Origin of the sequence: Oliverpabstia intestinalis, from assembly GCF_009696065.1 — a bacterium.
GTDB classification, from domain to species: Bacteria; Bacillota; Clostridia; order Lachnospirales; family Lachnospiraceae; genus Oliverpabstia; species Oliverpabstia intestinalis.
Genome location: NZ_VUMS01000002.1, coordinates 75713 through 89482, shown reverse-complemented (window position 1 = coordinate 89482; position 13770 = coordinate 75713). Strand labels below are relative to the sequence as shown.

Genomic DNA, 13770 nt, shown 5'->3' with positions numbered 1-13770 from the left:
GTTAAAATAAAAATAACTAGGAGGATGTTATGTACAAAATTATCAAAGCGGAAAAACTGAATGAGATTGTATATCTCATGGTTGTAGAAGCACCGATGGTAGCAAAACACTGTCAGCCAGGTCAGTTTATCATTGTAAAAGAGGACGATGCAGGAGAGCGTATTCCTCTGACAATCTGTGATTACGACAGAGAAGCTGGTACTGTAACAATTGTATTCCAGCCAATCGGAGCATCTACAGAGAAATTTGCAAAACTCCAGGCAGGAGATTCATTTGAAGATTTTGTAGGACCTCTGGGATGTCCGTCCGAATTCGTGAACGAAGATCCAGAAGAACTGAAAAAGGAAAAAATCTTGTTTGTAGCAGGTGGAGTTGGTACTGCGCCGGTTTACCCACAGGTAAAATGGCTGCATGAACATGGTATTGATGCCGATGTTATCGTTGGTGCAAAGACCAAAGACCTGATCATTCTGGAAAAAGAGATGGAAGCTGTAGCAGGCAACCTGTATATTACAACAGATGACGGATCTTATGGAAGAAGTGGCATGGTAACAAAAGTAATCGATGATCTGATCGCCGAAGGAAAAACTTATACAAAATGTGTAGCTATCGGACCGATGATCATGATGAAATTCTGCTGCCTGACCACTCAGAAATATAATATTCCTACTATCGTTTCCATGAACCCGATCATGGTAGACGGTACCGGTATGTGCGGTGCCTGTCGTGTCATCGTTGGTGACGAAGTAAAATTCGCATGCGTAGACGGTCCTGAATTTGACGGACATCTGGTTGACTGGAATCTTGCTATGCAGAGACAGCAGATGTACAAAACAGAAGAAGGAAGAGCGTTATTAAAACTGCGTGAGGGTGATACTCATCACGGCGGATGCGGACAGTGCGGAGGTGACAAATAATGGGTGACGTATTAAAAAAAGTACCTGTAAGAGAGCAGGCACCGAAAGTAAGAGCAACAAACTTTGATGAAGTATGTCTTGGATATAACAAAGAAGAAGCTATGGAAGAGGCTTCCAGATGTCTGACCTGTAAAAATGCCAAATGTGTTCAGGGATGTCCGGTAAGTATCAATATTCCTGCGTTCATTAAAGAAGTAAAGGAAGGTAACTTTGCAGAAGCATACAAAGTAATCGGACAGTCCAGTGCATTGCCTGCAGTCTGTGGTCGTGTATGTCCACAGGAAACACAGTGTGAAGGAAAATGTATCCGTGGTATCAAAGGCGAAGCGGTATCCATCGGTAAACTGGAGCGTTTCGTAGCTGACTGGGCCAAAGAAAACGGTATCAAACCGGAAGCTCCGGCAGAGAAAAACGGTCATAAAGTTGCAGTTATCGGTTCCGGTCCTTCCGGTCTGACCTGTGCAGGAGATCTGGCAAAACTTGGTTACGATGTAACTATCTTTGAAGCACTGCATCAGGCTGGTGGTGTTCTGGTTTATGGTATTCCGGAATTCCGTCTGCCAAAAGATAAAGTTGTAAAAGCAGAAGTTGAAAATGTAAAATCTCTCGGTGTTAAGATCAACACCAACGTTATCATCGGTAAATCCACTACTGTAGATGAACTGATGGAAAATGAAGGATTCGAAGCAGTATTTATCGGATCCGGTGCGGGTCTGCCGATGTTCATGGGTATCCCGGGTGAAGTATCCAACGGTGTCTTCTCCGCAAATGAATACCTGACAAGAAGTAACCTGATGAAAGCTTTCCGCGATGACCACGACACACCGATCGTAACCGGAAAGAAAGTTGTTGTTGTCGGCGGTGGTAACGTAGCTATGGATGCTGCAAGAACTGCTCTTCGTCTTGGTGCTGAGGTACATATCGTATACAGAAGAAGTGAAGAAGAACTGCCTGCAAGACGTGAAGAAGTACATCACGCAAAAGAAGAAGGCGTTATTTTCGATCTGCTGACCAACCCGACAGAAATCGTTGCAGACGAAAAAGGCTGGGTAAAAGCAATCAAATGTGTTCGTATGGAACTGGGTGAGCCGGATGCTTCCGGAAGAAGACGTCCGGTTGTCATCGAAGGTTCCGAGTTTGAGATGGACGTAGATACTGTTATTATGTCCCTTGGAACTTCTCCGAACCCGCTGATTTCTTCTACTACCATTGGTCTGGACATTAACAAGAGAAAATGTATCATTGCTGATGACGAGACAGGTGCTACATCCAAAGCAGGTGTATATGCCGGTGGTGATGCAGTTACCGGTGCAGCTACTGTTATCCTGGCTATGGGTGCCGGTAAAGCAGCCGCAAAAGGAATCGATGAGTTCATCAAAAACAAAGCAAAATAAAATCAAGCAGGATTGATTTTAACTGCCGGAAGAATTTTCTATACAGAAGTCTTCCGGCAGTTTTAGTTTACAGGAAAATGCGCTTGCAACTGTTCAGTATCCTCACAGCCAGATACGTTTCCCAAAACACGTTTTAAGTTACCATAATATTATTATGTAAACTCTTTCTTTTCTCTTAATATTTTCCAGTCTGCTTGTGAGTCAATAGATTCCATGTTATAATGAAACCAAAACACAGATACTTTTGCATGAAAAAGGAGAACAACATGATGTGGACAAGATTTGAATTGAAAGAGAGAGGCAAAGCAGCCTTTCAGAGAAACTACTGGCGCAGCGTACTTGTTGCATTTATTCTGATGTTATTTGTCAGCGGTGGCGGAAGTGCTGTAGCCAACAGCTGGGATCAGGTAACTTCTTTCGACACTTCCGATGATTCTTATTATACAGAATACTTTGATGAAGGAGACATCGGACACTTTTATTACAACTCCGGTACTTCTATTCCTGGTATGCTGATTAAAGGAATCATTGCAGTTGTCGTAGGAAGTGCAATGATTGTCGGTGCCTTACTTGGGATTTTCCTTCTAAATCCTCTCGAAGTCGGTGGCTGCCGTTTCTTTATGGAAAATTCTGAATATCAGCCAACGGTCGGACGACTGGGATTTGCTTTTCAGAAGGGCATGTACGGAAAAACCGTACTGACTTTATTTTTACGGAAACTTTTTATTGGCCTGTGGTCTTTGCTTCTGATTGTACCGGGCATCGTAAAATCTTACGAATACCGTATGGTTCCCTACCTTCTGGCAGACGACCCGAACATGACAAGACAGGATGCATTCCGTCTCAGCAAAGAACTGATGTATGGACAGAAGTGGAATACCTTTGTGCTGGATCTTTCGTTTCTCGGATGGTCCCTGCTGTCCCTGTGTACCTGTGGACTGCTGGCAATTTTCTATGTCAACCCATATGTTCAGGCGACAAATGCAGAGCTGTTTCTGGAACTGAAACGTGAATATTTTGCAAGCCGTCAGAATGCGTATCCGAGTATGTAAAGGAAATATAATTCATCTATGAAAATTACATTGTTGACTGTAGGAAAGATCAAAGAAAAATTTCTCCGCGATGCCATTGCCGAATACTCGAAACGTCTCAGCAAGTACTGCAAACTGGAGATTATCGAAGTGTCTGATGAAAAAACACCGGACCATGCCAGTGAAGTAGTGGAAAAAAGTATCCGGGATAAAGAAGGGGAACGTCTGATGCGATATATCCGGGATGATGATTATGTGATCACCCTTGAAATAGGCGGAAAGATGCTGGATTCTGTTGCATTTTCCCGTCAGCTGGAAAATCTGGGTATCCGGGGACAGAGCCATATCTGTTTTGTAATCGGTGGTTCGATCGGACTTGGTGATGCACTTGTGAAACGTTCCGATTATGCCCTGAGTTTTTCAAAAATGACTTTTCCCCACCAGCTGATGCGGGTAATTCTGTTAGAACAGATCTATCGTTCTTACCGGATCATGACCAATCAGCCTTATCACAAGTAAACCGAAATCTAACGGGTAGTTCTAAGATCAGCCGGTTGTTTTGCAGACAGCAACCGGCTGATCTTTTTTCCGTTCGGGAAAATACCTCCTGTCAACTTCTTCCGTCTCTGAAACATCTTTGCAGTTTCCTTTAAATCTTCTCTGCCAGTTCCGACAGTGGTGCAAAATGATAGCCCATTTCTTCCCATTTTGTCAGAAGTTCATCCAGAATCTGCGCGTTCGTAGAAGAAGTACTGTGAAGCAGTACGACCGCTCCCGGATGGATCCGTTTTAATAATTTATCAAAGGCAGCTTCTTTTGTGGGCTGCTGATCCTGGATCCAGTCCACATAGGCAAGGCTCCAGAAAAATGTCTTATATCCAAGATCGTCGGCCATCTGCAGATTTTGTGTGTTATATTTCCCCTGCGGTGGACGGTAGAAGCGGGTAAGTTCTTCTCCTGTAATTTTCTGATAGAGTGTTTCCACGTCCTTCAGTTCTTTTTCAAAAGAAGCTGCATCAGAAATTTTTGACATTTCCGGATGGTGGAAGGTATGATTTCCTACAGTGTGGCCTTCAGCCACCATTTGCTTAACGAGTTCCGGACTGGTTTCGAGATAATTTCCCACCACAAAAAAAGTTGCGCTTACATCATGCTTTTTCAATGCCTCGAGAATCGCCGGTGTATTACCATTTTCATATCCGGCATCAAAAGTAAGATAGATGACTTTTTCATCCGTTGGATCCATATAGGCGGCATGATACTTTTTCAATTCTTCTGCTGATACATTTCCTGTCGGTTTTTCTCCGGTCTGCCCAAAACCAAGTCCCCAGTTCTCTGTCTCAGGATGCAGAATCTGTCCGGAAGTCTCCAGATGCTCCTGTTCTGTGTGACAGTGTATCGCCGCGCCGACAAAAAAACAGGCAATCAGTACCACACAACAGGTAAGAAAGTCTGTTTCCCGGATTATTTTTCCTGTGTGCAGCCATTGTTTGATACAATTTAAATATTTCATAGGTACTCTTTTCTTTTTCTGTCTTTACTGTATATGCCAGAGAGCGGTCCGGTATTCACCACTTGTATTCTGGCGGTACAGACGGTATAATAGAACGTAATGATTTAAGTAAAAAAGGAGTATTTATGAACTTTCAATCAATAGAAAACTATATTACACAATTTCCCATTTATCAGTATACCTTTCTTTCCATTGATGATATTGAATTCAATGACAAAGTACGCACCATCTGTAAGAGGGAATGTCCAAGATATGGAAAATCCTGGTCATGTCCACCGGCAGTAGGAACTGTGGACAAATGCAGAGAACGATGCCAGCAGTACACACATGCCCTTTTATTTTCTTCTGTGGCAGAAGTGCCGGATTATTCCAATATGGATGCTCTGCTTGCTACCAAACAGGAGCATGAGGAGATCACTGCAAAAATTGAAGCATTTTTAAAACAGGATGCCTGGCGATGCTATACACTGTCCACGGATTCCTGTTCCATCTGTGAGAAATGCACATATCCAAAAAAATCCTGTAACCACCCGGATCTGATGCATCCTTGTATTGAAAGTCATGGGATCCTGTTGACCAAAAATATCGAAGAAAATCACATGGATTATTATATGGGAGAACAGATGGTTCTCTGGTTCTCACTGATTTTTCTCCGGGAAGCATAAAGATCGGCGAATTCTCATAAACTGAATAATAAACACCGGGAGCATTCTGTGAAAAAAATAAAAATAACAACAGTGAGAGAGTGTCTGGCTGATCTGCTGGAACTTCCCGGCGATCTGGCATATCATGGATGTATCATCACACTGATTGGTGAACGGGAGATTCTTCTGGAAAATTACCGAAGTATCCTGGAATACCGTTCCGATCATCTTTTAGTACTGACCGCAAATGGAAGAATACGCATTCAGGGAGTTTCCCTCAGCGTTCTTTACTACACAGAACTTGAGATGAAAGTAACAGGACAGATCACATCTGTTTTGTATGAAATCTGACTGCGACGATCGGGAGGTACGTTCTTGGATTCTATAAAAAAATATATCCGCGGCTACGTTCGCATTCGTCTGGAAAGCCCTGCACCGGATCGGTTTTTCAGTCTCTGTGTACATAATCGGATTCCACTTCGAAATCTTACCCAGGAAGCTTCCTTCTATGAAATGGAACTCTCTGCCAGAGATTTCCTGCGTCTTGGCCGGTTTCGCCGGAAAACAGATGCCCGGATCCATATCTTATCTAAAAACGGTCTGCCTTTCTTTTTACTTCATGCACGAAAAAGAAAGGCTTTTTTTCTCGGAATATTTCTTGGCTTTATTTTGTTATTTGTGTGTTCCCTTCGTATCTGGGATATTCAGATCACAGGAAACCGTTATTATACCACACCTGTTCTCCTGGACACATTATCCGAATGGGATATCCGCTGTGGTATGGCAAAGAGAAATGTAGACTGCCAGAAGCTGATGCAGAAAATCCGGCAGGCCTTTCCCGGTGTTGTCTGGGTATCTGCAAAGCTTGAGGGAACCTGTCTGATTATTGATATCAGAGAAAATGACGAAATCCCGCAGCCAACGGATGCCTTAGCGGACACCCTCACCAGCTGGGATCTTACCGCTCCGTGGAATGGCACCGTAGTAAGTATCATCACCCGTATGGGAATGCCACAGGTAAAGCCGGGAGATGTCTGTAAAAAAGGAGATATTCTTGTATCTGGTTCGGTTGCAATCCTGGATAATGACAGTCAGATACAACGTTACGAATATGTGCGTGCGGATGCAGATATCGTTATAAAAACTCAATTTCCTTATTATGATGAATTTTCCCGGACGGTCACTGTAAAATCTTATCCCGGAGAGCAAGAAAGCTATCCTTTTTTTACATTCTTCGGAACCGATATCTCCTGGTATCATGCCCCAAAAAATAATTCTGAAATTTATCGCATCGAACGCCGGCTGACCCTTACCCCAAGTTTTTACCTGCCAGTCACCGTGGGAAAAATCATAACCGTTCCCTATGAAAAAAAATCCTACTGCTATACACCGAAAGAATCTCTGGAACTTTCACAAAAACATCTGCAAAATTTCTTGAAAAATCTCGTACGCGAAGATGCCTTGATTCTTTCCCGGAATATCCGTACCAGACTCACTGCAAACAGATGCCGTTCACAGGGCTATGTGATCATACAGATTCCCGGAAGCGAAAAAACTCCGATAGTCCGGAAAGCACTTCCGGATTCCACGTCTTCTGTTTCCGAAACAAACTGATTTTTCCTGTTGTCCACGCTGTGTTCGGTGAGATATTTCACGGTACAGGAGCGATATACAGTTACTGTTCACTCCGTTCCCGGTAACACGCTTCGCGGGATATTACCATTGAACATTAACAATATACATACAGAAAATACAGAAAAATCATAAAAAGGGCTTCAATTCCACTAAAAAGGTGGTAAAATAAAAGGATAGGATGTCCATATTGACATTTTAAAAGAAAAACAGTTACGAAAGGACAAGATGAATGGCGGCAAGAATCATCGAACAGCTGATAGAAATTCCGGCAGAACATGAAAGAAATATCTTCGGACAGTTTGACGAACATATAAAAAAGATCGAACGCACCTTACAGGTAACACTGATTTCCCGTGACGGCATATTAAAGATCGTAGGGCCTGCACCAAATGTGCAGAAAGCGGAAAAGATCATCCGGGAATTGCTGGGGCTTTCTGTCAGAGGAAATACCATTCAGAGTCAGAATGTGGATTATGCACTGTCACTGACCATGGAAGAGAAAGAAGCTCCGCTTGTGGAGATGGATAAAGACTGTATCTGTCACACGATCAACGGAAGACCGGTCAAGCCAAAAACGCTGGGACAGAAAGCATATGTGGATAAGATCCGGGAAGATATGATCGTTTTCGGCGTAGGGCCTGCCGGTACCGGTAAAACCTACCTTGCCATGGCAATGGCGATCACAGCATTCCGAAATGACGAAGTGGGAAGAATCATCCTGACCCGTCCTGCCATCGAAGCAGGAGAAAAACTGGGATTTCTTCCCGGCGACCTGCAAAGTAAGGTGGATCCCTACCTGCGCCCACTCTATGATGCACTGTATCAGATCATGGGACCGGAAAGCTTTGCAAAAAATATGGAGAAAGGGCTGATTGAGGTTGCCCCCCTCGCTTATATGCGCGGTCGTACACTGGACAATGCATTTATTATTCTGGATGAGGCGCAGAATACAACTCCGGCACAGATGAAGATGTTCCTGACCCGTATCGGATTCGGATCCAAAGTGATCATTACCGGAGATTCTTCTCAGAAAGATCTTCCTTCCGGTCAGAAATCCGGTCTGGAGATGGCTCTTCAGGTGCTGAAGAAAGTAGAAGGGATCTCCATCTGTCAGCTGACCAGCAAAGACGTTGTCCGTCACCCGCTGGTACAAAAGATTGTACAGGCCTATGAAGCCTACGAAAAGAAACACCCGGAAAAACCGGCATCACCGAAAAATCAACGACGGAGGGGAAACAGTTATGAGTATTGATTTTTCCAATGAACAGGAACAGACCTTTGATTTTGATTTTCTGAAGGTCGCAGAAGATGTCATGGAAACCGTTCTGGATCAGGAAGGATGTCCCTATGAATCACAGGTCTGCCTGGTTCTCACAGATAACGAAACGATTCATAAAACCAATCTGGAATATCGTCAGATCGACCGGGCAACGGATGTGCTGTCTTTCCCTATGATTGATTTTCCGGCACCTGCAGATTATTCTGTGCTGGAAGACGATGACAGCTGCTTTGATCCGGAAAGTGGGGAGCTTCTTCTGGGAGACATCATGATCTCCATACCGAAGGCGGTGGAACAGGCAGAAGCATACGGACACAGTGTAAAAAGAGAATACGCATTTTTAGTTGCTCACAGTATGCTGCATCTTCTGGGGTATGACCATATGGTTGATGAGGAACGCATTGTCATGGAACAGAAACAGGAGAAAGCACTGCAGCACCTGCAGATTGGAAGAGATTCATGTATCTCGTGAGGATGTATCATTATAGTTTTATAACAGCTGTTCAGTACCCTCACGGGATATTACCTGCTGAATGGCTACATTTTATCAACGAAAAGGAGATCACATATGAAAAAATATGCAAAACTGATCATAGCCCTTGGGCTGGCAGGTGGCATCATGCTGACCGGATGCCAGAAAAACGAGTCTGGTTCCGCCGAACCGACTGCAACGCCGGAACCAGCAGAAGAAGCAACAGAAGAAGTAACACCGGAACCAACTGCCATGGCTGCTGAAGAACCGGAACCCACAGAAGATCCGATTCCGGATGGCTATGTTGTAAGTTATCTGACCGGAGAATATGTACCGGAAGCCATCGGAAGACGTCGCCCGGTTGCTGTTATGCTCAACAACCTGAGACCTGCCTGCCCACAGGCCGGTATTGCCAATGCCGGGGTAGTATACGAAGCACCTGTGGAAGGTGGAATCACCCGTCTGATGGGTGTCTTTGAAGATTATGATAATCTGGAAAAGATCGGTTCCGTACGAAGCTGTCGTGATTATTATATTTTCTACGCTTCAGGATTTGATGCGATCTATACGCATTATGGACAGTCTGCTTATGCCCTTCCTTTCCTGGAATTACCGGAGGTAAATAATATCAGTGGACTGGCCGGATACGGTGATCAGGTATTTTATCGTACCACTGACAGAAAATCTCCGCACAACGCTTATACAAGTTTTGAAGGTATCCAGAAAGGTATCGAGATCAACGGCTACAGTCAGGAATACGCTGAGGACTTCCAGCCTGGTTATGCATTCTGCGGCGTAGATGATGAAGTGGAACTTCCGGGTGAGACAGAAGCAAATGTCGTAAAACCGGGATATTTTCTGAATGAGCCATGGTTTGAATACAATCCGGAAGACAAACTGTACTATCGTTTCCAGTACGGTGACAAACAGATTGATCAGCTGACCGGAGAACAGATCGCCTATAAAAACATCATTCTGCAATATTCTTCCTGGAGAAAATACGATGAACACGGTTATCTGAACATCGACGTTGATGAACCAAATGTAGGAAAATATATTGTAAACGGAAAGGCCATCGATATCACCTGGAAAAAACACACTCCATGGGGAGCTACCTTCTACTATGATACCAACGGTAATCAGATCACTATGGATACCGGCAAGACCTGGGTATGTATTATTCAGGATACTTACGCAGACCGTGTGGAGATTCTTGGTTCCGATGACAGCTCTGCTTCCTCCACAGATACACAAGACAGTGAAGCACAGGCAGCAGCAGAAGAAGCTGCAGCATCGGATACTGAATATTAAAATGATTATTTTTACTGAATAAACGCTGAAATTTATGAATAAGACAGGAATCATTCGCTGATACTGTAAGAAAAAGGAGTGTTCTATATGCGCCGATTCTCTTACGTATTAATCGTCTGTTCCTGTCTTTTTCTTTTGACTGCAGGATACTATTTCAGCTACCAGCTTGGAAGCTCCGGTACCTCAGAGATACAGCCATCTCAGCTGCGGGAAACAGAACAGATCCTGCAGCCATCTTATCTGGTTCGTATCGTAGACGGAAAGGTTGTTATCCAGCATCCGGACGGTTCTGTCTACGAGGCCACGGAGATTTCCGAAGAGAGTCTTCCGATGTCTGTCCGTGAAAAAATCCAGAAGGAATATCGGCTGAACTCACGTCAGGAACTCTACAGTTTTCTCGAAAATTATTCCAGCTAAAAAAATACTGGAACTTTCTCCGTTGGTGCGGTACAATGATATAGATTATTGCGGTTGCACCAGCAATCCCAATATGTCAGTAAAACAGGCAGGAGATAAAAACGAATGAACACAACATTTCGTGAAAAACTGAAAAATAAAAAACGTATCGTCATCAAGATCGGTTCTTCTTCCCTGACTCACCCGGATACCGGCTATCTGGATCTGATCAAACTGGAAGTTCTGGTTCGGGAAATCAGCGATCTGAGGAATCAGGGAAAAGACGTAATCCTGGTTTCTTCCGGTGCCATCATGGTAGGAAGTAAAACTATGGGTTATGACAGAAAACCATCGCGCATGGCACAAAAGCAGGCATGTGCAGCCATCGGGCAGGCAAAGCTCATGATGATCTATCAGAAATTATTCGCAGAATATAACCAGGTTGCCAGCCAGATTCTGATGACCAAACATACGATTCTGAATAATCTGAACCGATTAAATGCAAAAAATACATTCGAAGAACTCTTACGTATGGGAGCGATCCCCATCGTAAATGAAAATGATACCATATCTACCTATGAAATTGAATTCGGTGATAATGACACGTTATCAGCAGTGGTTTCCGCTATGGTAGGTGCCGATCTTCTGATTCTTCTCTCAGATATTGACGGGCTGTTTACCGATGATCCACATAAAAATCCAGAAGCAACTTTCATCGATGTGGTAGAAGAACTGGATGAGCATCTGCTGTCCATGGGAAAGGGAAGTACCGGAAGCAACGTAGGAACCGGTGGAATGGCGACCAAACTGACTGCTGCCGAAATCGCGAGTGCCGCCGGAACTGATATGATCATCGCCAACGGTGCCGACTTTCATGTCATCCATAAGATCATACAGGGACGCCCTTATGGAACCCTATTCCTGTCCCATAAGAAAAATGATTTTTACGTTCTGGATTTTCTGGAACGGATACTGTAAAAGGAGAACAGAAACATGGATCAAAAAGGAATTGACCGTATCAACGAACTTGCCAGAAAGGCAAAAACACAGGAACTGACACCGGAAGAAAAAAAAGAACAGCATAAACTTCGAAAAGAATTCATCGCAAGCGTACGTATGAACCTCCGTTCTCAGCTGGATAACATCAACATCCAGGAAAAAGACGGAAGCATCACCAATCTGGGAGAAAAATATGGAAGCAAAGAAAACCATTAGAAAAGAAATTTTCCGACGCAGAAAAGAAACGGATCCGGCATCTATCTGTAAAAACAGTGCAAAGATCTGGCAGAAACTTTTCTCACTTCCTGCTTTCCAGGAAAGCGACTGGATCTATCTGTACATAGACTGTAAAAACGAAGTTATGACAGACGGAATTATCAAAGAAGCGTTCCGTCTTGGGAAAAAAGTGGCTGCTCCGAAAGTTGTCGGAGAAGATATGATCTTTTATCAGATCTCACAGCCAGAGGATCTGGAACCGGGGTATTTTGGTATCCGCGAACCGAAAACAAGTCTTCCGGTTGCAGACGGAGAGGATGGACTGATGATAATGCCAGGAGTCGCCTTCGACAATCAGCGCCACCGGGTAGGATACGGCGGCGGCTTTTATGACCGGTATCTGAGCAAACACACCAGTCATTTTACCGCAGCACTGGCATTCGAATTCCAGATGATGGAGGAAGTTCCCACCGAACCGACTGATCTGCTGCCGGATGTGGTAATCACAGAGAAAACAATTTACCGGTAAGTACTGCCAGGCAGGAACTTACAGAAGGGAGAATACATATGGAATACCTGGATAATATCGGGAAACGGGCGCAGGCCGCAAAACCGGATCTGCAACATCTCAAAAGTGAAGAAAAAAATCAGATTCTAAGAAAATCTGCCGACGATCTGAAGCTCCATGCAGCTGAGATCCTGGCTGCCAATGAAAAGGATATGGAAAAAGGCCGGATAAATGGCATGTCCCAGGGACTTCTGGACCGGCTTTTATTAACGGAAGATCGCATCGCACAGATCGCAGAAGGTCTGTATCAGATTGCCGCTCTCGATGATCCCATCGGCGAAGTGCTCGGCATGAAACAGCGTCCCAACGGTCTTCGTATCGGTCAGAAACGTGTACCCCTCGGTGTTGTCGGTATTATCTATGAGGCCCGTCCAAATGTGACTGCCGATGCATTCGGTCTTTGTTTTAAGACCGGCAATGTTGTGATCTTAAAGGGTGGAAGTGATGCGTTTCATTCTATCCAGGCGATCGTAACCTGCATCCGCCGCACACTGTCGGAAGCAAACGTGAACCCGGATGCTCTGCTTCTCATCGAAGATACCTCCAGAGAGACTACCGCTGCATTCATGAAACTGAACCAGTATGTGGATGTTCTGATCCCGCGAGGAGGCGCCGGTCTGATCCGCGCCGTTGTGGAAAACAGCACGATCCCGGTCATTGAAACCGGTACAGGCAACTGCCATATCTTTGTCGATGCCTCCGCAGATCTGTCTATGGCTGTGGATATCATTATCAACGCCAAAACGCAGAGGGTAGGTGTATGTAACGCCTGTGAGTCTCTTCTGATCCACAGAGAGGTAAAGGATAAACTGCTTCCGGTTCTTGCTGCACGCTTACAGGAAAAACACGTGGAGATCCGCGGCGATCAGGAAGTCTGCGAACTGGTTCCCGATGCTGTCACCGCAACAGAAGAGGATTGGGGAAAAGAATATCTGGATTATGTGATTTCCATGAAAACCGTAGATTCCGTGGACGAGGCAATCGCCCATATCAACCGTTACAACACAGGTCATTCAGAAGCAATTATCACAGAAAGCTACACGAACTCACAGAAATTTCTCGATGAAGTAGACGCCGCCTGTGTATACGTTAACGCATCCACCAGATTCACAGATGGATTTGAATTTGGTTTCGGTGCGGAAATCGGAATCAGCACACAAAAACTTCATGCAAGAGGGCCGATGGGTCTGCTTGCCCTGACAACCACAAAATATATTATCTATGGAAACGGTCAGGTTCGTCCATAAGAATTCCACGTAAAGCACAAATAAAGCTGTCGTTCAAATTTGCTTTTTTGAACGACAGCTTTATTTGTGCATTTTTTGTCTTATCTGTTTTTCTCTCTGGTTCTAAAATACGATCTTCCGCATATATACATAAAAGGGACTATATTTC

At 44.3% G+C, this 13770-nt stretch carries 16 protein-coding genes; 15 read left to right on the top strand and 1 reads right to left on the bottom strand.

Translation table 11 applies throughout. The features are described from left to right. Positions 1 to 29 precede the first annotated feature (29 nt). From FYJ57_RS01315 to rlmH, 4 genes are all read left to right on the top strand, one after another. Positions 30 to 917, top strand: a complete 888-nt coding sequence (locus FYJ57_RS01315) for a sulfide/dihydroorotate dehydrogenase-like FAD/NAD-binding protein (RefSeq protein WP_022172463.1) — start codon at positions 30 to 32, stop codon at positions 915 to 917. Continuing rightward, entirely contained in the window at positions 917 to 2311 is a 1395-nt protein-coding gene (gene gltA, locus FYJ57_RS01310) for an NADPH-dependent glutamate synthase (RefSeq protein WP_106492999.1), read from the top strand. Before FYJ57_RS01315 ends, gltA begins: the two co-directional genes overlap by 1 nt. Positions 2312 to 2577: 266 nt before the next feature. Then, positions 2578 to 3363, top strand: a complete 786-nt coding sequence (locus FYJ57_RS01305; protein ID WP_235904320.1) for a DUF975 family protein — start codon at positions 2578 to 2580, stop codon at positions 3361 to 3363. Positions 3364 to 3381: 18 nt separating this feature from the next. Continuing rightward, positions 3382 to 3861, top strand: coding sequence for a 23S rRNA (pseudouridine(1915)-N(3))-methyltransferase RlmH (gene rlmH, locus FYJ57_RS01300; RefSeq protein WP_154431234.1), 480 nt, complete (start codon positions 3382 to 3384; stop codon positions 3859 to 3861). Between the two features lie 130 nt (positions 3862 to 3991). On the opposite strand, the gene FYJ57_RS01295 is transcribed toward rlmH, so the two are convergent. Continuing rightward, positions 3992 to 4855 (bottom strand): delta-lactam-biosynthetic de-N-acetylase, encoded by an 864-nt coding sequence (locus FYJ57_RS01295; RefSeq protein ID WP_154431233.1) that lies wholly within the window; start codon positions 4853 to 4855, stop codon positions 3992 to 3994. Positions 4856 to 4980: 125 nt separating this feature from the next. Between FYJ57_RS01295 and FYJ57_RS01290 the strand changes: the two genes are divergently transcribed. From FYJ57_RS01290 to FYJ57_RS01240, 11 genes are all read left to right on the top strand, one after another. Next, on the top strand, positions 4981 to 5520 hold the full coding sequence (locus tag FYJ57_RS01290) for a DUF2284 domain-containing protein (RefSeq protein WP_022172468.1): 540 nt from the start codon (positions 4981 to 4983) through the stop codon (positions 5518 to 5520). Positions 5521 to 5568: 48 nt separating this feature from the next. Beyond that, positions 5569 to 5850: a YabP/YqfC family sporulation protein gene (locus FYJ57_RS15225; RefSeq protein WP_022172469.1), complete on the top strand. Its 282-nt coding sequence runs from the start codon at positions 5569 to 5571 to the stop codon at positions 5848 to 5850. A gap of 24 nt (positions 5851 to 5874) precedes the next feature. Further along, on the top strand, positions 5875 to 7113 hold the full coding sequence (locus FYJ57_RS01280; RefSeq protein ID WP_205839883.1) for a sporulation protein YqfD: 1239 nt from the start codon (positions 5875 to 5877) through the stop codon (positions 7111 to 7113). Positions 7114 to 7363: 250 nt separating this feature from the next. Continuing rightward, positions 7364 to 8386 (top strand): PhoH family protein, encoded by a 1023-nt coding sequence (locus FYJ57_RS01275; protein ID WP_106493006.1) that lies wholly within the window; start codon positions 7364 to 7366, stop codon positions 8384 to 8386. Then, on the top strand, positions 8376 to 8885 hold the full coding sequence (gene ybeY, locus FYJ57_RS01270; protein WP_154431231.1) for an rRNA maturation RNase YbeY: 510 nt from the start codon (positions 8376 to 8378) through the stop codon (positions 8883 to 8885). The genes FYJ57_RS01275 and ybeY overlap by 11 nt, the downstream gene beginning before the upstream one ends. A 96-nt stretch (positions 8886 to 8981) precedes the next feature. Then, entirely contained in the window at positions 8982 to 10196 is a 1215-nt protein-coding gene (locus tag FYJ57_RS01265) for a DUF3048 domain-containing protein (RefSeq protein ID WP_235904318.1), read from the top strand. 87 nt (positions 10197 to 10283) lie between these two features. After that, the gene (locus tag FYJ57_RS01260; RefSeq protein ID WP_154431230.1) at positions 10284 to 10613 is read left to right on the top strand and encodes a hypothetical protein; all 330 of its coding nucleotides are present in this window, start codon (positions 10284 to 10286) and stop codon (positions 10611 to 10613) included. 105 nt (positions 10614 to 10718) lie between these two features. Then, positions 10719 to 11570 carry a glutamate 5-kinase gene (proB, locus tag FYJ57_RS01255; protein ID WP_022172475.1) on the top strand — a complete coding sequence of 284 codons (852 nt, stop codon included), beginning with the start codon at positions 10719 to 10721 and terminating at the stop codon, positions 11568 to 11570. Positions 11571 to 11585: 15 nt separating this feature from the next. After that, positions 11586 to 11807, top strand: coding sequence for a DUF896 domain-containing protein (locus tag FYJ57_RS01250; RefSeq protein ID WP_154431229.1), 222 nt, complete (start codon positions 11586 to 11588; stop codon positions 11805 to 11807). Then, positions 11785 to 12336 carry a 5-formyltetrahydrofolate cyclo-ligase gene (locus tag FYJ57_RS01245; RefSeq protein WP_154431228.1) on the top strand — a complete coding sequence of 184 codons (552 nt, stop codon included), beginning with the start codon at positions 11785 to 11787 and terminating at the stop codon, positions 12334 to 12336. Before FYJ57_RS01250 ends, FYJ57_RS01245 begins: the two co-directional genes overlap by 23 nt. 38 nt (positions 12337 to 12374) lie before the next feature. After that, positions 12375 to 13622 (top strand): glutamate-5-semialdehyde dehydrogenase, encoded by a 1248-nt coding sequence (locus FYJ57_RS01240; protein ID WP_154431227.1) that lies wholly within the window; start codon positions 12375 to 12377, stop codon positions 13620 to 13622. Positions 13623 to 13770: the final 148 nt, after the last annotated feature.